Raw genomic sequence first — 21466 nt, forward strand, 5'->3', positions numbered from 1 at the left:
TAAATTTAGAACCAGATTATAGCTAATTCAGCGCAAATGGCAGCAATTTACTGGTCTTATCTCTCTGTTAGGGGGATGGTTTTTGTAACCAAGTTAACAAAAATGGTCGTTATCCTGCCATTTAATACGGATATTTGTGAGCTGGAATGGATCAAAAAAGCCGCCAATACACTGGCGGCTTGTGATTAATTATATGTCTTAAGCAAGTTCTGCTTTTTCAGCGATCAGCTTATCAACAACACTCGGGTCGGCAAGGGTGGATGTATCTCCGAGGTTACTGGTGTCTCCGGTAGCGATTTTACGCAGAATACGACGCATGATTTTACCTGAACGTGTTTTTGGTAAGGAGTCAGTCCAATGCAATACGTCTGGCGTAGCTATCGGGCCAATCTCTTTACGAACCCAATCTTTGACTTCTTTATGCAGCTCTGCACTTGGGAATTCACCATCATTAAGAGTGATGTAAGCGTAGATGGCTTGGCCTTTAATGTCATGTGGCACACCAACAATTGCAGCTTCAGCAATTTTATCGAATGCGACGAGTGCGGATTCGACTTCAGCGGTCCCCATTCGGTGACCTGATACGTTGAGAACATCATCCACACGACCGGTGATCCAGTAATAGCCATCTTCGTCTCGTTTTGCACCGTCACTGGTGAAGTACATGCCCTTGAACGTTGAGAAGTAGGTCTGTTCGAAACGCTCGTGATCGCCATAAACGGTACGCATTTGGCCTGGCCATGAATCGAGAATAACTAGGTTACCTTCAGCGGCGCCATCAATGATATTCCCCATATTATCGACTAACGCTGGTTGTACACCGAAGAATGGGCGAGTGGCTGACCCCGGTTTTAGGTCGGTTGCTCCTGGTAGTGGGGCAATGAGGATCCCGCCTGTTTCTGTTTGCCACCAAGTATCAACAATCGGTGAATTTTCATTACCTATGGTTTTGTAGTACCACTCCCATGCTTCAGGGTTAATCGGTTCACCAACCGATCCCATGATGCGTAAGCTACTACGTGAGGTATCTTCAACCGCTTCGTTACCTTTCGCCATTAATGCTCGGATAGCAGTCGGCGCAGTATAAAGAATATTTACTTGGTGTTTATCGACCACTTTACTCATGCGATTGGTGTTCGGGTAATTAGGAACGCCTTCAAACAGAATGGTTTTCGCCCCGTTGGCAAGTGGGCCATAAATGAGATAAGTGTGCCCTGTGATCCAACCGACATCGGCAGTACACCAGAACACTTCGCCTGGCTGGTAGTCAAAGACATATTTGAATGTCATTGTGGCATAGACGAGGTATCCACCTGTGGTATGCAGCACGCCTTTAGGTTTGCCTGTTGAACCGGATGTGTAGAGGATGAATAGTGGATCTTCCGCTTTCATCTCTTCTGGGGGGCAAATTTCAGAAACCGTTGATGTTGCTTCATGCCACCATACATCACGATGATCGTGCCATTCCACATCACCGCCAGTACGTTTGAATACGATGACCTTATCAATGGTTTTTACATCAGGGTTAGTCAGCGCTTCATCGACGTTTTTCTTCAGAGGTACTGCTCGCCCACCACGAACACCTTCATCCGCAGTGACGACAATTTTTGAATTAGAGTCAATGATACGACCTGAAAGTGCTTCAGGTGAGAACCCGCCAAATACGACGGTATGGACTGCACCAATACGAGTACAAGCTAACATGGCGACAGCAGCTTCAGGCACCATCGGCATGTAAAGGCATACGACATCACCCTTACGAACGCCTTGCTCTTTGAGAGCGTTTGAGAACAGGCACACTTCTTTGTGAAGTTGATTAAAGGTTAGGGTTTTATCATCTGCTGGGTCATCGCCTTCCCAAATAATCGCCACTTCATCACCGCGTTCCGCTAGGTGGCGATCAATACAGTTGGCTGACACATTGAGTGTACCGTCATCAAACCAGCGAATATCAACATGACCCGTATCGAAAGACGTACTTTTTACGTGAGTAAAGGGTTTAATCCAGTCTACTATTTTCCCGTGTTCGCCCCAGAATCCTTCTGGATCTGAAACGGATTGTTGGTACATCGCTAGGTAGGTATCTTCATCGGCGTGGGTTTGCGCTTTGATGTTCTCTTTTACTGGATAAATATGGGCTTCACTCATTGCATCTCTCCTTGTGCCTTGATCTTTTATCTTCTGGGCAAATTCCGTTTAGGCGTTGTTGTGATTGTTTGATATTGAATACCGCTATGCCTATAACTCTCTGCCAGTAGGCGAGTTTCTACAATTAGACTTTAGGATGAGTGTGAGATTTATGCTTAATTATCGGGAGGTTAACTAGGTTATAAATGAGAGGTTGATCGGCTCCTGCGGGTTTTAGTTGGCAGATAGGGTTAATGTTTAAAGTAAGCGGATGTGAATTCGGGTAAGTCACCTTTGGTCAGGCGAACAAAAACCAGTGCGGCAGATATCGCATCTTGTAGTGCGTCATGTTTGTCTTGAATAGGTAACTGAAGGTGATTACAGATCGCATCTAAGCTTAAGTCGATATAGGCATTTGGCAGCCGCTTTTCGAGCTGATCATGATAGATTTGACTGACTTCAATCAACTGATTGGGGAGGGGGAAGCCGAGTTGTTTTTTACACGCGATATCGAGAATCGTTTTATCGTAGCGGATGTGATAACCGACAAGCGGTCGATTGCCGATAAAGGCGAGTAGTTTCTCTAAGGCTTGTTTTTCACTGACGCCATCGAGAAGATCTTGATGGCGTATTTTGTGAATCTTTACTGAGCCAGAATCTAGCGATTGTGGGGCTCTTAAACGAACTTCAAAAGGTTGACTGGTGATGATCCGGTTATCGATAATTTTAGTGGCGGCAATGGTGACGAGTTCGGCTCGCTTGGGATCTAAGCTGGTCGTTTCACAATCTAAAGAGACAAACTCGCCTTGTTGTGGCGCAGCGAATAGCGACTGATAAGCGGAGCCTTGCAGTTTATAGTGCCACCATTTTCGAAAGAGCCAGTTCATTAGTTTAATCTCTCACTTGGTAGTGATAGCCAAGCCATTGCTTAAACTTTTTGACCACATGCAAGCTGTGGCGAAGCAAATCACGTTCGGTACGCTCTAATAGCTTAATGTCGATTTTATTGCCGCTATGTTGTTCTGAAAGTTGCTGAGCCAGACGTAGCTTAAAGAACTGTTTGAGAGCTTCACTGAGATTGTCTGCGGTCTCTTGCTCCAATACTTTTTGTTGGACTAAAGCGTCGATACGTTCAAATGTGTTATTCACCCTGATTCTGTGCTCTAAACTCAAAGCCCGAACACCATGAACAATCGGAAAAATACCCCCTTGCTTGATATCGACGCCTGATTTTGATTTTTTCACATTGCCAAAGAGGGTGAGTGGCACGGAGAAATTTAAGGCAGGGCGAATAAACTCCATGAGGATTAGCTCTTGATCCGCCATGAGTTCACTTAAATGCGTTTTAATCGGTGCTAAGAGCTCTCTATTTCCCGCCACGGCATGAGCGTCGGCGACAATTGCAATATCCATCACTTGCTCTGAACGCGCCTTTTTTACCCATTTTGACAGTGTCGCCTTCCATTCTGTTTGGCTCTTCACCCACTTTTCGTTATTCACCATGACATTACCGGGGCAGAGTGGGTAACCAAGCTGTTGCAGCGTGTGGGTTAAGGTATTCATGACCGATTCACACTGTTGCCACTGTAATCCATCTTTAAGGATGAGCGCATTGTCTTGGTCGGTTTTGATGATCTGCTCGCCGCGACCTTCGGAACCAAGCACGATAAGGCAACACTGATCATGCAGAGCTGGTGGAACCACGAGTTCGAATGCTTTCTCTATGATCTGCTCATTGACCGCAGAGATCAGCTGCATGATGAAGCGAGTACGTATGCCATTGCCCAATAAACTTTCAACCAATTGTCGTTGTTTATTGGAAGCCAGTGCAAGCTCTTCAACGCTGGATGCTCGTGCAATCGTCAGGCTAAGCACGTGCGAATGGGTAGAGAATGAACTCAATATTTGAGTCATATCGAGCATGCCGACCGCTTCATTTCCATCGCATACCATCACGCGTTTCATGCGGTTACGAGTCATGGTGATCATGGCGTTAAATAGGAAATCACCATCATCGACATGAAAGACAGGGAAGGTGGCGATTTGACTGACGGGTGTATCGAGTGGACGTTGATCTAGCATGACCGCATGCAGCATATTGGTCCGAGTCACGATCGCATAAGGGTGAAGGGTTGGGTTCTCTATGCGTCGAGGGTCGTCTTCAGACAGTTGAACAAGTGCTGAATCTAAAGCGTGTTCTTTTAGCTGCTTGGTGACGTCATTGATCGGCTGATCTGGTTGCAAAATCATTGGGGGGTGATAAATGCTGGCATCCACTTTGGTTAGAATGAATTCAGCAAGATTTTGCTGTTGCTGAGCCGATTCAATTAATGCTTGTCGCTTGGCTAAGTTGTTATCAAAATAGGCGGCAAACTGGCCGTTTTGATTATAGAGATCAATGAATACCTCTTTGGACAGTAAATAGCACAGTGTATCTTCTAGGGTGATGTATTGGTGTTTGGTGTGAGAATCAAATAGCGCACGAACATCAAACATATCGTCGTTAGCGTAGTGAGCGAAAACCTCTTTGCCATCTGCAGATCGCTCTTCTACGGCTCCTTTAATTAAAATATAAAGGCAATGGGATGGCTGCTCGGCGGCGATGATGGTCTCTTTATCTCGATAGTAAGCGACATCTAATGAAGCGCGTAGCGTTCGCTGCTGCTTTTCTGTGAGTCGGTCAAAAGGAGGCGCTTGCATATTGAATTTTTCAGGCATAGCAGAATTCACTTACATTAAGAGGCTTACTCTAGTGTGGCAAAATCCCGTTTAACCTCCAGACGACTTTGGTCTAATAACGGAATTTGTTTCTCTTCTGAGAGGAAAATATCGCCCTTATTGTTTGATTTATAGAATGCGGAAATACGCTTACGATTTTATTCCCTTTTTTCATGTTGTCTGACAGGGCATAATTGCGCGGATCTTTCTTCTCATGTGACTTTTTGTAGGACACGCCAATGTTTAACCCTTCTCCTTATGGCTGGATTTCTCAGTATTTTCTTGGTTTCTTCTTTGCGTATGGGGTGTATCTGCCTTTTTGGGCGCTATGGTTTGAGGGGCAAGGTGTATCGCCGACCGATATCGGTATTTTAATGGGAATCGGTTTTGCGACTCGTTGTGTGGCGAACTTAGTGTTAACGCCACGGATTCATAAAGTGGAACATTTGATGCCCGCCCTTCGGTGGTTAAGCTTCGCAGCGTTAATTTTTGTTGGTTTTCACTTTTTCACTGGCGGCAGTTTCTTGCTCATGGTGGCTGCGACGATCTTATTCAACCTATGTTGTGGTCCCATTATTCCGTTGTCCGATGCCATGGCAAACTATTACAGTCGCTTAAAGATGCTTGATTATGGGCGCACTCGTTTGTGGGGCTCAATTGCGTTTATTGCTGGTTCAACTGCGGTTGGTTTTTTAGTCGCGCAGTATGGTTCGGATATGATTTTGTATACCGCAATGGCAGGGGTGTTGTTCTCTATGCTAGTCGCAATGCGTAACCCTAATGTGATGCCTGTGACGGAACATGAAGAGCATGCAGAAAGACCGAAACTGACAGAGTTACTCAAAGAGTGGCCGATTATCCGCTTTCTGACTTTGATTGCTTTGATTCAAGGGAGCCATGCCGCCTACTACAGTTTTAGTGCTATTTATTGGAAAGAAGCAGGGCATTCCGAAGTCATCATCGGCTATCTATGGAGCCTTGGGGTGGTAGCCGAAGTCGCAGTATTCGCATTCAGTAAACGCTTATTTTCTGGCTGGTCATTACGAACGCTATTTTTGGTTGCTTCTTTTGGTGTGATTGCTCGTTGGGGGTTAACGGCTTCAACGACGATGCTGGTGGCTCTGGTTGTTATCCAGCTGCTGCACGGTGTGACTTTTGCGCTTGCTCATATCGCGGCCATTCAATATATCCAATCGGCACCACAGCATAAAATGGTGGCACTACAGGCATTGTATAATGCACTTCCATTAGGGGCGGTAATTGCACTGATGACGACATTAAGTGGCTGGGGTTATGAACAGTGGGGTGCCAATGTATTCTGGGGGATGGCATTGATGGGTGTATTGGCTCTATTTGTGCGAGTAGATGCAACGGATACACAAGATGATGCAATTTTAGCCACAAAATCTGAGCCTAAACCACAGAATTAGAGCCAGTTGATTGAGTTCAAAAACTATCCTTAGTTAAATGAAAAGCCAGAGCATGATGATTGCTTTGGCTTTTTTGTTACATGGACTGTAACGCCACTTGATGTAACAGCTGACGCGCGGTTAATTGGGCGGTGTGAAAACAAGGATATACTGGATGCAAGGTTGGATTGTCGTTCCTGTTTCTCTCGCCTATTTGGGTGTGCTGTTTTTGATCGCTTGGTATGGTGATCGGCAAACCAAGTGGCTAGCACGTTGGCGACCTTGGATTTATAGCCTGTCGATTGCGGTGTATTGTACCTCATGGACCTTTTACGGCACCGTAGGCCAAGCCAGTAATAACCCGTGGTCATTCTTGCCCATCTATATCGCGCCAATTCTTGTTTTCACCTTAGGGTGGCGACTCCTCGCTCGGTTGATTCTAATTGCCAAGCGTGAACATATTACGTCGATAGCGGATTTCATTGCTGCCCGTTATGGTAAATCTCAAGGCTTAGCGGTGGCGGTGACGTTAATTGCGGTGGTGGGCATTTTGCCTTATATCGCGTTACAACTTCGTGGAATTACCATGGGGTTGGATATTGTTGCCCCTCAGTTAGCGGAACAGTTCGGATATGGTAATTATCATGTCTCTTGGTTTGTTGTCGGGGCACTTGCCATCTTTACCATGTTGTTTGGCACCCGCCATATTGATAATACCGAGCATCATAGAGGCATGATGATGGCGGTGGCATTTGAATCTATCATCAAACTGGTTGCGTTTCTGACGGTCGGCTTTTTTATCATCTACTTAGCGTGGAATCGAGACAATATTGATCTGTTTGAAATAGCGTCGCTGACCTATCAATCCCCCAATATTCCGACACTGATTATCCATACGATTTTAACTATGCTGGCGATTGTCTGCTTACCACGCCAATTTCATACTATGGTGGTTGAAAATGAACGCGCGCAAGATCTGCATACCGCGCGTTGGCTATTTCCGATTTATCTGATTTTGATGGGGCTGTTTGTGCTGCCTATCGCTTGGGTCGGACAAGGTCTACTCGGCTCAAGTCCGGCTGATACTTTCGTAATCAGTATTCCAATGGCGGTCGGAGCCAGTGATATTGCTCTTTTGGCATTTTTGGGCGGAACCTCGGCGGCCAGCGGCATGGTGATTGTATCGACTATCGCATTGGCGATCATGGTTTCCAATGACCTGGTGATGCCACTTTTGCTGAGAAGAATGCGTTTAACTCAGCGCACTCATCAGCACTTTTCTGGCTTACTGTTGATGATCCGCCGGGCGCTCATTTTGTTACTGCTTCTTGGCGCTTGGGGGTTCTATCAAGTTCTCGACAGTATTCACTCTTTGTCTGCTATTGGCTTCCTATCATTTGCCGCAATTGCACAATTTTCACCGGCACTCATAGGCGGATTGTATTGGCGACAGGGGAATAGAAAAGGTGCTTATGTCGGGTTATTAGTGGGTTTCATTATTTGGTTGATGACCTTAATGAGCCAGACTGACATGCTTGCTGGAGACGCTGGAAGTAATGTGCTGCTGTGGGTGATCACGCCGCCTGAGTTTCTGGTTCAATTTAACCTTCAAGCATCAGATTGGGGTATTGTTCTGAGTGTGACGTTAAATGCACTCTGTTATGTGTTTATCTCTATGGTGACACGCCCAAGCCTAAGTGAGCGCTTACAATCGGCTTCATTTGTTGGCACACCAATGCCTGAGAACGAAAACATCAGTTTGTACCAAAGCCGCGTTACGGTTGCGGAACTAGAAATGCTGGCATCCCGTTTTGTTGGACGAAAGCGAGTGAAAACGGCCTTCAAGCATTACTGGACACAGCATAGCAAGGTGCTATTGCCCAATCAGCAAGCTCCTTCCGGTTTGATTCGGCATACCGAAAGAGTGTTGGCTGGTGTGTTTGGAGCCTCGTCTGCAAAGTTAGTGCTTACTTCGGCATTGCAGGGTAAAAACATGCAGCTAGAGGAAGTGGCGACCATTGTCGATGAAGCCTCTGAACTGTATGACTTTAGCCGAGGGTTATTGCAAGGGGCGATTGAACACATAGGACAAGGCATCGCAGTGGTGGATAAACAGCTACGGCTGGTGGCTTGGAATCAGCGTTATTTAGAATTGTTTGAGTTTCCGGCTGGGCTCATTCAAGTTGGGCGACCGATTTCCGATGTCATTCGCCATAATGCAGAGCAAGGTTTATGTGGGCCTGGAGATCCAGAAGAGCATGTTAAGCGTCGGGTTTATCATTTAGAGCAAGGTTCTCGGCACACCTCTTCTCGAACCCGAGCGGATGGACGAGTGATTGAAGTGCAAGGCAACCCTATGCCGGGCGGTGGGTTTGTGATGAGCTTTACCGATATTACCGTATTTAGAGAGGCCGAAAAGGCACTTAAAGATGCCAATGAGACGTTGGAGTTTCGAGTGCATGAAAGGACTCAAGAGCTAGAAACCCTGAACCGAAAATTAGTCTCAGCGACTCAAAAATCCGAACTGGAATCGCAGTCTAAATCACGATTTTTGGCGGCGGTGAGCCATGATCTTATGCAGCCGTTGAATGCGGCTCGTCTGTTTTCATCTTCATTAACGGAAGTTGCGCAAGATAAAGAAGTGAAGCGCTTAGCCAGTTACATTGAAAGTGCATTGGAAGCGGGGGAAGATTTGATTGGCGACTTGCTTGATATTTCACGGTTAGAATCTGGAAAGATGGACGTAAATGTACACAGTTTTGCTATTAATGATGTCTTAGCCAATTTAAATGCTGATTTCAGTGCTCTCGCCAAGCAGCAAGGGATCGATTTCCACATGATGCCCTCTTCATTGTATGTCATGTCTGACCCTAAATTACTGAGACGGGTAGTGCAAAACTTTCTGACCAACGCCTTTCGATACAACCCTAAAGGCAAAGTGGTTCTTGGGGTAAGGCGAGTGAAAGGCCAAGTTCGTATTGATGTGTGGGATAACGGCATTGGAATCGAGCAAGATAAACAGCAAGAGATATTCGAAGAGTTTAACCGAGGCAGCCAAGTTCGTTCCGATCAAGGGTTAGGGCTTGGCCTTGCGATTTCAAAAGGCATTGCTCATGTTCTCGGGCATCAAATATCAATGCGATCATGGCCAGATAAAGGCAGCGTCTTCTCTCTGACTCTTGAAAAATCACAGTTTGTAGAACCAAAGCAGCAAGCTTCGAAGCAGGAAGCGAATTCAGACCTTAACCATATCCGAGTATTGTGTGTCGATAATGAAACGGACATTTTACTGGGGATGGAGGACTTACTGGCACGTTGGGGGTGTGAAGTAAAAACCGCGACCGACTTAATGCAGAGCCTTAAAACGTTGGAGAATGGCTGGGTGCCAGATGTTATTTTCTCTGATTATCGACTCGACAATGGCAGAACCGGGCTTGAGGTATTGCAACAGTGTCGTCTGCGTTTGGGTGATAGTTTTGAAGGCGTGATCATTAGCGCAGATCGTACCGACGAGATGATGGATGGAATCAAAGGTAACGGCTTTAGTTTTATTGCCAAGCCAGTCAAGCCATTGAAGTTAAGGACGATATTGAATCGGGTCTATAAAGGGTGAATCATAACACTAGGCATAGCCCAAATTATTTAAATAAATGCAATTAAATAAAAAGCCGATGCAATGGCATCGGCTTTGGTTTCCGTGAGGGGCTGAGCTCCCTACAAGCTCAGCGCCTATTGGATTAATGGTCGTGAGCTTCACCTGCTCCTTTAGGGAAACGGATAGATTCAACCATCTCTTGTACATCTTCAGGAACTTCAGCCGTTACTTTATTTACCGCAATAGAGATAATAAAGTTTAGACACATACCTAGCGTACCGATGCCTTCTGGGCTGATACCAAACCACCAGTTTTCAGGTGAGCTTGCTGCTGGGTTGATGAACTTGAAGTAGATAATGTAGCTTGCTGTGAAGGCGATACCTGCCAACATACCTGCAATCGCACCTTCTTTGTTCATCTTCTTATAGAAGATACCTAGAATAATCGCAGGGAAGAAGGATGCCGCAGCAAGACCGAATGCGAACGCTACCACCTGTGCAACAAAGCCTGGAGGATTAATACCTAAGTAACCCGCACCAACAATCGCAACCATTGCAGCCAATCGAGCGGCGAGCAACTCTTGTTTGTCGGTCATGTTAGGTCTAAAGCCTTTCTTCAGTAAATCATGTGAGATAGACGTTGAGATAACCAGTAATAGACCCGCAGCGGTTGATAGTGCAGCCGCTAAGCCACCTGCCGCCAGTAAGCCAACAACCCAGTTTGGTAGTTTTGCAAGTTCTGGAGACGCTAGTACGATAATGTCACGGTTGATTTTCATCTCGTTACGCTCATCGCCTGAGTAGAACATCTTGCCATCGCCGTTCTTATCTTCCCAGCCAACTAGACCAGTACTTTCCCAGTTTTTATACCAGCTTGGCGCTTCTTCACCAGAGACACCTTGCATGTCTGGGCCATTAATCGTTTCAATCATATTTACACGAGCAAAGGCAGCAACACCTGGTGCGGTAGTGTAAAGCAATGAGATGAACAGTAGTGCCCAACCTGCTGAGATACGCGCATCACGAACACGAGGAACCGTGAAGAAACGAATGATTACGTGTGGCAGACCCGCAGTACCCACCATTAGAGCAGCACAGATGAAGAAGACATCGACCATGCTCTTATTACCTTCGGTATAAGCGGTAAAGCCGAGCTCTTCCGTTAAACCATCCAGTTTGTCGAGTAGGTAAACATCGCTACCTGTAATCGTAGAACCCATACCGACTTGTGGTAGTGGATTGCCCGTCATCATAATTGAGGTAAAGATCGCAGGGACAAGGAAAGCGAAAATGAGAACACAGAATTGAGCAACCTGCGTATAAGTGATGCCTTTCATGCCACCAAGTACGGCGTAGAAGAACACAATACCCATACCGATGATGATGCCGAGGTTAATATCAACTTCGAGGAAACGAGAGAATACAACGCCCACACCACGCATCTGACCTGCAACGTACGTAAATGATACGAAGATTGCACAGAATACCGCTACCATACGAGCTGTTTTCGAGTAGTAACGCTCACCAATGAAATCTGGCACCGTAAACTGGCCGAATTTACGTAGGTAAGGGGCTAAACATAGCGCAAGTAGTACGTAACCACCTGTCCAACCCATAAGGTAAACCGCACCGTCGTAACCAACGAATGAGATGATACCTGCCATAGAGATAAAGGATGCTGCTGACATCCAGTCAGCGGCGGTTGCCATGCCGTTTGCTACAGGGTGTACACCACCGCCTGCAACGTAGAACTCACTGGTTGATCCAGCACGAGCCCAGATAGCAATACCGATATAAACCGCAAAGGTAATACCGACCAATATAAACGTCCAAGTTTGAATATCCATGTTTTAACCTCTAGTCTTCCTGTACGTTGTATTTTTTGTCGAGCGCATTCATGCGAACAACGTAAACAAAGATTAAGGCGACAAAGGTATATATTGAACCTTGTTGTGCGAACCAAAACCCTAGCTTAAAGCCACCAAACTGAATGACATTCAAAGCATCGACAAACAAGATGCCTGCTCCATATGACACGACAAACCATATGGCAAGTAGTGACCCCATTATCCCCAAGTTTTCCTTCCAGTAGGCTTGAGCATGTTCTGTTGATTCGAACGACATGACCTTCTCCTTGATTCCATTTCGTAGAAACTGTTTTTGTAGATAATTACCGTGTTAACGTAATGTTACGATTTAGAAGATAGCAGCCTAAAATCAAGAGATCTGTGCAACTTTAGTCGGGAGGAATAAAACAAAAAACGCCCGAAAAATGGGCGCTTAATCAGATAGGAGGGGTAAAGTGTGATGTTAATTTGTTGTTAAATTAGCCTAAGGTCTAACGTTCAATAGGAATCAGAGAAGATTTATCTTAAGACGATCGTCTAGAGCTCACTTTCCATTTGTTGTAAAACAATGACCGCTTGAGTTCGGTTCTTAACATCGAGTTTTCTAAATATTGCGGTCATATGCGCTTTGATGGTGGCTTCGGAGACATGTAACTCATAAGCGATTTGCTTGTTGAGTAGGCCATCAGACAGCATACCGAGCACTTTGTATTGCTGAGGGGTGAGAGTGGCGATTTTCTCTGCGAGATCATTGCAGGCCGCATTGTTGGTAATTAATCCTTCAGGGAAGAAAGGGTCGCCTGCGAGGACTTGATTGAGCGCGCTAATCAGTGATCGCATATCGCTCGATTTAGGGATGAAGCCAAATGCACCATGGCTTTTCACTTGTGCAACAACACTTGCGTCCTCACTTGCAGAGATCACCACAATGGGCAGGTCGGGATGTTCTGCACGCAATTGAATTAACCCTGACATCCCGTTTGCTCCTGGCATTTTTAAATCCAGCAGCAGTAGATCGGGTTCTTCACCTTTAGCAAGAAGATCAAGCAGCGCACTGAGTGAATCCGCTTCTAAGAGATTTGCGCCACTGATCGCCATATGTACAGACTGGAAAAGGGCGTTACGGAATAAGGGGTGATCATCGGCAATGATAATGGTGTAGGTCGAATCCATGACGTTATACACTTTTTATAATTTAGTTAAATTTATTATTATCGCTAAACCTGTTTTGAACAATATTTATGCACTAAAAGTCTGAAGCATATCGACTTTTATTCATATGCACCCATGATCTTGCATTGGATTCAAAAAAAAGCCGTTCACGCAGAGGTAAACGGCTTAATTACGGGTATCAATCAACTCTAAAACGTCGATTCTGTTTTATAAATTATGATCTTGAATGTGACGAAGAAAAGGTTCTGCTTGCATAAAACCTGTCACTCGAGCATTTGGAACATGGCTACCCTTTCCGTCCCAGAACTCGATAGTTGGTAAGCCAAGAACATTCAATTGCTTTAATAATTCAATGTCTTGTGGCTGGTTTTTAGTCACATCGGCTTGGAGTAATACGAACTCTTTTAGCTTCTGTTCAACCTCTTGCTGGTGGAAGGTGTACTTCTCAAACTCTTTACAAGCGACACACCAATCCGCATAGAAATCGAGCATGACTGGCTTGCCTGATTTTTTCGCTTCCACTAGCTGTTGTTCTAGCTCAGTAATATTGTTCACGCGGATAAAACTGACCGTCGTTTCTGCTCTATTTTGTTGAGAGCTACTATCTGCAAACCAATAGTTGAGTGCAGGTTGCGCCGAGGCAAACAGACCTAAAACCGCAATAATGCCAATAAAGCTCTGTTTCCAACCTCCAAATGGTAAGGCGTTTTTGATGTGATACAGCCAACCAAATGCCGCAAAACCTAGTGTTGACCAAAGCACGGTTGACCAAAACTCAGGAAGAATACGTTCAAGCAAAAATATTGGAGCCGCGAGTAAGATAAAACCGAAAACAGTTTTCACTTTATCCATCCAACCACCAGCTTTCGGCAGTAACTTATTGCCGAATACGGCCACTAATATGAGAGGGATCCCCATCCCCATTGCAAGCGCATAAAGAGCGATCCCCCCCGTAAATAGATCACCACTTTGCGCGACATAAAGCAGTGCGCCAGACAAGGGTGCCGTTGTACACGGAGAGCAGACTAGCCCTGAAATTGCCCCCATGACAAATACACCGAAACTATTGCCGCCTTGTTGCTTATTACTTTGAGTATTCAACCATGTCTGTACGCTGCTTGGGAGTTGCAAGTTATAAACGCCAAACATCGACATCGCTAACCCAACAAATAGCACGCTCAAACCTATTAATACGTAAGGGTGCTGCATGGCGGCTTGAAATTGCATTCCGGCGGAAGCAACCACCAGTCCGAGTAAGGTATAAGTGAGAGCCATCCCTTGTACGTAAATAAAAGATAGCCCTAATGCTCGTCGATGATTGAGCTTACCGCTGCCTAATACGATACCCGTTAAAATAGGGTACATAGGTAACACACACGGAGTGAAAGCAAGGCCAACACCGAGAGCTAGAAATAGGAAAGGTGTCCACCAGTTATTGCCAAGTTTATCGGCTAAGCTTGAATCGTTTGAAGCCGGAGCGACAGTCGCAGAATTAGGATTCAAAGTAGTCGATGGCACCACGGCAACAGGAGTCTCAGATTGAGTTATTGCTGAGGTTTGTTGTTGAAGTGGGCGTTGTTCAGTTGTGGTTGTATCGCCATTAGCATTGAATGGAGTGAGGTCAATCACTCGGGTTTCCGGTGGGTAGCAGAATCCTGCTTTCGCACAGCCTTGGTACTGAACAATCAAGCGTGCGCCAGTTTGGTATTCGCTCAGTGGAACGTCAACAAACAGGGGTTGAGTGTAGATGTTTACCTGGCCAAAAAATTCATCTTGGTAAGGTTTGCCATCGCGCATTTGAATATCGCCTAAAGTGACGTTTTCAGCACTGATTGAAATACGATCTTGGTAGAGGTAGTAATCTTCTTTGACTTGCCAATCCAAAGATATTTGGTTGCCTTGTTGATAAAAGCTCAATGGGAAGGCTTGATCAACAGGCACAAAACTATTGTCTGTTGGAGCAAAAGCAGCGGATTTATCGCTATTACCAAACAGAGCAAGGGCAGGGCTAGATACTGTCATTAACCCAATGAAAAACAGAGTGACGAGTGCGCGCATAATGAAATTTACTAGAATTAAGTTGAAAGTATATTAACTCAATGAGACCCGATTTTATGGGGATAAGTTTCATTATTAAAAAATAAATATGATTTATGTGGTGGCGGGGAACACAGGGAAGCGAGTTGCAGAAGAGCAATGGCCTAATGATTAGGCCATTGTATGGAATAAAACCTTATAGCACGCCAAGGCGCTCTTTGACGACGCGCTCACATGCTTCAATATTGCTGACATCTTTTGGTGCGACGATCACAGTGTCATTTCCACCGACAGTCCCTAAGATCTCTCCGTGTGGATCGATATCAATTAAGCGCGCAACAAGTTGAGCACTGCCAGGGTGAGTTTTAATTACCACCATTAACTGGTTATGTGTAATAAATTCAATTTGAGAAGAGATCGACGAGCCAACACGAACTGGCGCACTTTCCACCGTCATGCAGTACACTTTCTTACCGCAAGCGTTTTGCACTTTAACGACACCCAATTGGGATAATAAGCGTGATACTGTGGATTGACTTATCCCTTCATACCCAAGTTCAATTAAACGCAAACGTAGGTCATTTTGCGTCGCAAAACTTTGTTGTTGAAGTAAACGCTTACATGCAGCGGTTAATGTTTTATCGTCGGCAGTTAGCGCCGTAGCCTGTATGTTTTCAGTATTCACGGACAACTCCTTATTAGTCTGCTTTTAGTCACAAGCTTAGGTTCAGTGTTGAACGAAAAGGCTAAAGGCGATGAGAGAGGCAAATATTATTAACTAGTATGCCGATGTTATCAGTATCTTTATATTGGTTTATTGAGCTTAATCACCAAATAAAAAACTATAATTAAGCTTTTTGATGGGTTCTTTGTTCTGAATTTTAACATCTAAAGTGCGCTAAAATAGTTGAAGTTATTGCAAAGGTGTTAAATATAAAAAACGGCCCATACTGACTATAATATCAGTATGGGCCGAGTTAGCATGTTTGTCTTTAAATCGACTTAAATTAGCGTTTTTCTGTCATGATTCCACGTGAGAATACTTTCTCACAGTATTTACATTTAAGCTGTACACGCTCTTTTTTCAGTAGAACTTTGAAGCCACTTTCTACTGGTTCACCATGAGAAATACAGTTGCTGTTTGGGCACTCAAAAATGGCGTTGATTTGCTCTGGTAGCGACAGTGTGAGCTTATCGACAACTTTGTAATTTTCGATTTGGTTTACGGTTGCTGCAGGGGCGTAAAGCGCCAATTGGTTCGCTTGTTCATTAGTAATGAACACATTCTCAATTTTGATTAGATCTTTATGACCAAGTGCTGATGACGGTAGGTTTAAGCCAATCGTAACGCGCTCGTTGGTTTTATGCATATTAAAAAGTTTTAGAACTTTTATGCCAACGTGAGCAGGGATGTGGTCAATTACTGAACCATTACAGATTGCTTCTACTTGTAGTTGAGTCTCTTTTACCATGATAAATTCCCCCTGCTTAAAGTTCTTTGTTTAGGACTAGTGCTAACAATGCTTCACGAGCGTAAACGCCATTTTCGGCTTGCTCAAAATAGTATGCGTGTTTGGTCTTATCGACATCTGTTGTGATTTCATCCACACGAGGTAGCGGGTGAAGAATCTTCAGATTATCTTTCGCTGGCTCTAGCATTGAAGCCGTTAAGATATAAGCCGCCTTCATGTGTGCGTATTCAGATTCATCAAAGCGTTCTTTCTGTACGCGAGTCATGTACAGAACATCCAATTCAGGCACTACTTCTTCGATGTTTTTGTGCATGCTGTATTTAATGCCAGCATCATCCAACTCTTCACAGATGTAATCAGGCATAGATAGCACTTCAGGAGCAATAAAGAAGAAGCGAACGTTGTCGAATTTTGCCAGCGCTTGGGTCAGTGAGTGAACCGTACGTCCGTATTTCAAGTCACCAACAAAAGCCACATTCAAGTTATCCAGTGTTCCTTGAGTCTCATAGATTGAGAACAAATCTAACAGTGTTTGAGTTGGGTGTTGGTTCGCACCGTCGCCGCCATTCACAATTGGCACGCCATTTGAGAATTCAGACGCTAAACGTGCCGCCCCTTCTTGTGGGTGACGCATAACAAAGGCATCCACATAAGATGAGATAACTTGTACTGAATCGGCAAGCGTTTCGCCTTTCTTCGCCAGTGATGTATTGCCACCGTTATCAAAACCAATGACCGTTCCACCTAAGCGTTGAACCGCAGTTTCAAAAGAGAGGCGAGTACGAGTTGAAGGTTCGAAGAAGCAACTTGCAACCACTTTGTTTTTTAATAGCTCTGGGTTTGGCTCTGCTTTAAGTTGCCCAGCGGTCTCTACGATCAACTCTAGCTCACTACGAGATAGCTCTGGAATTGAAATGATATGTTTATTAAATAACGAATGCGCCATAACGTTTTTCCTTTAACAACGAAACAAACTGATGAATCAAAGCTGCCCTTTAACGGGCCGCACCAAATTTAAGACAAAAAAAAGCCTCCAATAATAGGAGGCTTTTAATGGGATCTTTTCAATAACAACCAAAACTCGAAAAAATATGAAATAGATAACGACGCCGTTTTCAGGCCTTGTGCAATCAAATAGTGTAGATTGGTCGTCTTCATTTCTTTCTCTATTTTGGCAAATTGCGAAGGATTATACGTAGAATTCTATTCAGTGCAAACGTTTTCGTAAACTATTTTTAAGGTGAAATATTATGCGAAGTTTATGCTGGGTTTCGATTGGGGTGTTGATGTTTAAGTTTTTGATTTGTAGGTTTTTTGTGTTTGCAAGGTGTGGTGTCTTACAAAAAAATATGCGAGTAATATCCAAGATATTACTCGCAATATAACGACTAAGAACAATTGATGAGCCTAATAATATAGTCTTAGTCGATGTTCATGCATCAAACCAGAATCAATTACTGACCTAGTGTTGCAACCATGATTGCTTTGATTGTGTGCATGCGGTTTTCAGCTTCATCGAATACGATAGAGTGCTTAGATTCAACCACTTCATCTGTTACTTCAACGCCGTCTTTAAGCATTGGGTATTCTTGAGCAAGCTCTTTACCAACTACTGTATCTTCACCGTGGAATGCAGGTAGGCAGTGCATGAATTTAACATGTGGGTTGCCAGTTGCTTTTAGCATTTCCATGTTTACTTGGTAAGGCATCATTAGGTCGATACGTGCAGCCCAAGCTTCTTTCGCTTCACCCATTGATACCCAAACGTCAGTGTAAAGGAAGTCACAACCTTCAACACCTTCTTGAACGTTTTCAGTAACAGTGATTTTCGCACCAGTTTCTTCAGCGATTTCACGACATTGAGCTACTAGCTCTTCTTCAGGCCAGAATGCTTTAGGAGCAACTAGACGAATGTCCATACCCATTTTCGCAGCACCAACCATTAGAGAGTTACCCATGTTGTTGCGAGCATCACCTAGGTAAGCGAAAGTCATTTCGTGTAGCTGTTTGCCACGGCCGTGCTCTTGCATAGTTAGGAAGTCAGCAAGAATTTGAGTTGGGTGGAACTCATCTGTTAGACCATTCCATACTGGAACACCAGCGTATGCGCCAAGATCTTCAACGATTTCTTGACCGAAGCCACGGTATTCAATGCCATCGTACATGCGGCCAAGAACGCGTGCTGTATCTTTCATTGACTCTTTGTAACCGATTTGAGAACCAGAAGGGCCTAAGTAAGTTACGTTAGCGCCTTGGTCATATGCAGCAACTTCAAATGCACAACGAGTACGAGTAGACGCTTTTTCAAAGATAAGCGCGATGTTTTTACCCGTTAGGCGAGGCTGCTCGTAACCGTTGTACTTCGCTTTTTTCAACTCAGCTGCTAGTTCTAGCATGTGTTGGATTTCACGTGGAGTGAAGTCTAGAAGTTTTAGGAAGTTACGGTTGCGTAGGTTAAAAGCCATGATGTATTCCTTCTTGTATTATGACTCCCTACGACAATAGGTGTAGGGAGCATGTCTAAATTAAGTATTGGGTTTAAGTATTTTTTATCTTTTTAAACTATTAAGCGTCGCGTTTGATGTTAGTTCCCGCTTCGCCCTTCAAGATGCGTAGGCCATCTTCAAGTGCGCCGATACCAACTAACTTGCCGCCTTGTTTGATGAATTCACATGAAGCTTCAATCTTAGGCCCCATTGATCCTGCATCGAATTCGTACTGAGATAATTCGCTTGGTGTGGTTGCGCTTAGAGCATGTTGCGTTGGTTTGCCCCAGTCTAGGTATACCGCGTCAGCGTCAGTTAAAATAAGTAGTGCATCTGCGTCTAGCTGTTTCGCAAGGAAAGCCGCTGACATGTCTTTGTCGATAACCGCTTCAACACCGACTAATTTACCGTTCTCTTCTTTTACTGGGATGCCGCCACCGCCAGTACAGATTACTAAGTGGCCTTGATCGATAAGCGTAGTGATAGCGTCGCTTTCGATGATGCCTGTCGGTTGTGGGCTAGGCACAACACGACGGAAATGTTTGCCGTCTGGCTTAATTGACCAGCGGTATTTCTCAGCCAATTCTTTCGCTTCCGCTTCTTCGTAAATTGGACCGATTGGTTTTGTTGGGTCTGCAAACGCTGGATCTTTTGGATCAACAGTCATTTGAGTCAACATGCAAGAGATATGTGTTTGAGGAAGGTAGTTTCTAAATTCCTGCATCAACATGTAGCCGATCATGCCTTGAGTTTCTGCTCCCAGAACGTCTAATGGGTATGGACTTACTTTTTTGTATTCCAAACCTTGTAGTGCTAATAGACCAACTTGTGGGCCGTTTCCGTGCACTAGAACTACGTTGTACTCTTCGGCGATCTTAGAGATAGTTTTAACTGCGGTTTCAATATTTTCACGTTGGATATCAGCTTCAAGTGGCTGACCACGGCGTAGTAGTGCATTACCACCCAACGCTACGACAACAGTTTGCTTAGTCATAATCGATTCTCTTTGAATTCTGACTAAGGTCGAAATCGTTATTCCGACCTTAGTATTTAGCTTAGTTTTTGTTGCTTTAACACGAATTGCTTAGTTGAAAGTGGCGATTAGATACCGTCACGTTCGATTGGGCAGCTCATGCAGCGTGCGCCGCCACGGCCACGACCAAGTTCGTCACCTGGGATAGGTAGAACTGTGATGCCCGCTTTGTCGTATTTTTCGTTAGTGTAAGTGTTACCTTCGTAACCAATTACAACACCTGGTTTAACAGTTAGTACGTTGTTAGCATCGTTCCATTGCTCACGTTCTGCAGTGAAGTTGTCACCACCAGTTGTGATTAGGTTTAGCTTGTCTACGCCTAGTGCTTTTTCGATAGCAGTAACGAAGTAACCTTCTTCTTTAACGTTAACAGCGCCAGTTTCGTCGCCAGTTAAGCTCCAGCATTGAACGTCTTTACGAACCACTTCTGGGTAAACAGAGAATGTATCTTCGTTCATGTGTGTCATTACTGTATCTAAGTGCATGCAAGAACGGTGTTTAGGAAGTTCCATTGCAATAACTTGTTTCGCTTGGCCATGTTTGAATAGGCTAGAAGCTAGCTGCTCAACACCTTGTGGCGTTGTACGCTCAGACATACCGATAAGTACAGAACCTTTACCAATTACAAGAACGTCGCCGCCTTCAATTGTAGAGTGGTCGTACATTTTTTCTTCGTCGCCGTAGTACTTAACAAAGTCTGCACCAGCGAATGTTGGGTGCCAGCGGTAAATTGCACGAACGTGGTTAGTTTCACGTTGACGAGCTTCTTTAGCCATTGGGTTGATAGAAACACCGCCGTATACCCAGCAAGAAGTATCGCGAGTAAATAGGTGGTTTGGTAGAGGCTCGATGATGAAGTCTGTCGGAGCGTGCATGCTTTGCATCATAGAAGATGATTTCATTGGCATTTCAGCGTAAGACAAACCACCCGTTAGGATTTTAGCAAGTTCAACGTTTGGTAGGTCAGCTAGGTAGCAACGTACGTCATTTGCAAATGTTTTACCTAAACGGTAATCAGACACTTGACGAGTCAGCAACCATTCTTTCGCTTCAGCTACTGCTAGAGTGTCAGCAAGAAGGTCTGTTAGAAGTAAAACTTCAACGCCTTGGTCACGTAACGTTTTAGTAAATGCATCATGCTCTTTACCTGCACGTTCTACTGCTAACACATCATCAAATAATAAGTCGTGGCAGTTAGATGGTGTTAGGTGGCTAAGTGAACGTCTTGGACGGTGAACTAGAACGCGACGTAGTTGGCCAACTTCAGAACCTACATAGAACTTACTCATAATCTTATCTCTCTATTTGAATGCTTTTATATTTAAAAGCACATTATTATTTCGTAGGGAATAAAGGATTAATTTAAATATCCAGTTTTTCTTTCTGGAGCCCATATTACTCCAGAGTGAATAGGATTCTTAGAGGTTAGTCACAAATAGATTATTCACGTGAAACCCTTGTGTGGCGGGGCTTGTAACAAATTTTATGCAGCAATTTACTTTAAATTGACATGGGTTTTTAGTGGCTTTTTCGCGTAATTATTCGCTATTTATGCCGTTGTTGGTTGAAT

General features: G+C 44.5%; 15 protein-coding genes. 2 read left to right on the forward strand and 13 right to left on the reverse strand.

Annotation, left to right across the window (positions count from 1 at the left end):
- Positions 1-198: 198 nt before the first annotated feature.
- From acs to L4C39_RS10735, 3 genes are all read right to left on the reverse strand, one after another.
- On the reverse strand, positions 199-2148 hold the full coding sequence (acs, locus tag L4C39_RS10725) for an acetate--CoA ligase (protein ID WP_017053201.1): 1950 nt from the start codon (positions 2146-2148) through the stop codon (positions 199-201).
- Positions 2149-2378: 230 nt separating this feature from the next.
- Positions 2379-3014, reverse strand: coding sequence for a 3'-5' exonuclease (locus L4C39_RS10730; RefSeq protein ID WP_371712097.1), 636 nt, complete (start codon positions 3012-3014; stop codon positions 2379-2381).
- Between the two features lie 4 nt (positions 3015-3018).
- Positions 3019-4845, reverse strand: a complete 1827-nt coding sequence (locus L4C39_RS10735) for a DUF294 nucleotidyltransferase-like domain-containing protein (protein WP_429745829.1) — start codon at positions 4843-4845, stop codon at positions 3019-3021.
- 239 nt (positions 4846-5084) lie between these two features.
- Here L4C39_RS10735 and L4C39_RS10740 point away from each other — a divergent pair, with 239 nt between their 5' ends.
- Together L4C39_RS10740 and L4C39_RS10745 are read left to right on the forward strand one after the other, a co-directional pair.
- Positions 5085-6275, forward strand: coding sequence for a 3-phenylpropionate MFS transporter (locus L4C39_RS10740; protein WP_113795417.1), 1191 nt, complete (start codon positions 5085-5087; stop codon positions 6273-6275).
- Positions 6276-6429: 154 nt separating this feature from the next.
- Positions 6430-9867: a PAS domain-containing hybrid sensor histidine kinase/response regulator gene (locus L4C39_RS10745; RefSeq protein WP_429745831.1), complete on the forward strand. Its 3438-nt coding sequence runs from the start codon at positions 6430-6432 to the stop codon at positions 9865-9867.
- A 124-nt stretch (positions 9868-9991) separates the two neighbouring features.
- On the opposite strand, the gene L4C39_RS10750 is transcribed toward L4C39_RS10745, so the two are convergent.
- The 10 genes from L4C39_RS10750 to arcA form a co-directional block, all read right to left on the reverse strand.
- On the reverse strand, positions 9992-11695 hold the full coding sequence (locus L4C39_RS10750; protein ID WP_017053206.1) for a sodium:solute symporter family protein: 1704 nt from the start codon (positions 11693-11695) through the stop codon (positions 9992-9994).
- Between the two features lie 10 nt (positions 11696-11705).
- Positions 11706-11972: a DUF4212 domain-containing protein gene (locus tag L4C39_RS10755; RefSeq protein ID WP_429745834.1), complete on the reverse strand. Its 267-nt coding sequence runs from the start codon at positions 11970-11972 to the stop codon at positions 11706-11708.
- A gap of 260 nt (positions 11973-12232) precedes the next feature.
- Complete coding sequence (locus L4C39_RS10760) at positions 12233-12868, reverse strand: response regulator transcription factor (protein ID WP_017053208.1); 636 nt, start codon at positions 12866-12868, stop codon at positions 12233-12235.
- A gap of 207 nt (positions 12869-13075) precedes the next feature.
- A complete protein-coding gene (locus L4C39_RS10765) occupies positions 13076-14926 on the reverse strand; it encodes a protein-disulfide reductase DsbD (RefSeq protein WP_429745836.1) in 1851 nt (616 codons plus the stop codon).
- A 175-nt stretch (positions 14927-15101) separates the two neighbouring features.
- Entirely contained in the window at positions 15102-15590 is a 489-nt protein-coding gene (locus L4C39_RS10770) for an arginine repressor (protein WP_017053210.1), read from the reverse strand.
- A gap of 322 nt (positions 15591-15912) precedes the next feature.
- The gene (pyrI, locus tag L4C39_RS10775) at positions 15913-16377 is read right to left on the reverse strand and encodes an aspartate carbamoyltransferase regulatory subunit (RefSeq protein WP_017053211.1); all 465 of its coding nucleotides are present in this window, start codon (positions 16375-16377) and stop codon (positions 15913-15915) included.
- Between the two features lie 16 nt (positions 16378-16393).
- Positions 16394-17323, reverse strand: coding sequence for an aspartate carbamoyltransferase (pyrB, locus tag L4C39_RS10780; protein ID WP_429745839.1), 930 nt, complete (start codon positions 17321-17323; stop codon positions 16394-16396).
- A gap of 508 nt (positions 17324-17831) precedes the next feature.
- Entirely contained in the window at positions 17832-18842 is a 1011-nt protein-coding gene (argF, locus tag L4C39_RS10785) for an ornithine carbamoyltransferase (RefSeq protein WP_017053213.1), read from the reverse strand.
- A 100-nt stretch (positions 18843-18942) separates the two neighbouring features.
- Positions 18943-19857 carry a carbamate kinase gene (gene arcC, locus L4C39_RS10790; protein ID WP_017053214.1) on the reverse strand — a complete coding sequence of 305 codons (915 nt, stop codon included), beginning with the start codon at positions 19855-19857 and terminating at the stop codon, positions 18943-18945.
- Positions 19858-19964: 107 nt separating this feature from the next.
- On the reverse strand, positions 19965-21185 hold the full coding sequence (gene arcA, locus L4C39_RS10795; protein WP_113795421.1) for an arginine deiminase: 1221 nt from the start codon (positions 21183-21185) through the stop codon (positions 19965-19967).
- Between the last annotated feature and the right edge of the window lie 281 nt (positions 21186-21466).

This window comes from Vibrio clamense, from assembly GCF_050337905.1.
Lineage (GTDB): Bacteria > Pseudomonadota > Gammaproteobacteria > Enterobacterales > Vibrionaceae > Vibrio > Vibrio cortegadensis.

Coding starts and splice junctions, on each gene's coding strand:
- L4C39_RS10765 (WP_429745836.1), bottom strand. CDS start 14,926: ATGCGCGCACTCGTCACTCTGTTTTTCATTGGGTTAATGACAGTATCT.
- L4C39_RS10745 (WP_429745831.1), top strand. CDS start 6,430: ATGCAAGGTTGGATTGTCGTTCCTGTTTCTCTCGCCTATTTGGGTGTG.
- L4C39_RS10755 (WP_429745834.1), bottom strand. CDS start 11,972: ATGTCGTTCGAATCAACAGAACATGCTCAAGCCTACTGGAAGGAAAAC.
- arcC (WP_017053214.1), bottom strand. CDS start 19,857: ATGACTAAGCAAACTGTTGTCGTAGCGTTGGGTGGTAATGCACTACTA.
- arcA (WP_113795421.1), bottom strand. CDS start 21,185: ATGAGTAAGTTCTATGTAGGTTCTGAAGTTGGCCAACTACGTCGCGTT.
- L4C39_RS10750 (WP_017053206.1), bottom strand. CDS start 11,695: ATGGATATTCAAACTTGGACGTTTATATTGGTCGGTATTACCTTTGCG.
- pyrB (WP_429745839.1), bottom strand. CDS start 17,323: ATGGCGCATTCGTTATTTAATAAACATATCATTTCAATTCCAGAGCTA.
- L4C39_RS10735 (WP_429745829.1), bottom strand. CDS start 4,845: ATGCCTGAAAAATTCAATATGCAAGCGCCTCCTTTTGACCGACTCACA.
- L4C39_RS10730 (WP_371712097.1), bottom strand. CDS start 3,014: ATGAACTGGCTCTTTCGAAAATGGTGGCACTATAAACTGCAAGGCTCC.
- pyrI (WP_017053211.1), bottom strand. CDS start 16,377: ATGGTAAAAGAGACTCAACTACAAGTAGAAGCAATCTGTAATGGTTCA.
- L4C39_RS10740 (WP_113795417.1), top strand. CDS start 5,085: ATGTTTAACCCTTCTCCTTATGGCTGGATTTCTCAGTATTTTCTTGGT.
- acs (WP_017053201.1), bottom strand. CDS start 2,148: ATGAGTGAAGCCCATATTTATCCAGTAAAAGAGAACATCAAAGCGCAA.
- L4C39_RS10760 (WP_017053208.1), bottom strand. CDS start 12,868: ATGGATTCGACCTACACCATTATCATTGCCGATGATCACCCCTTATTC.
- argF (WP_017053213.1), bottom strand. CDS start 18,842: ATGGCTTTTAACCTACGCAACCGTAACTTCCTAAAACTTCTAGACTTC.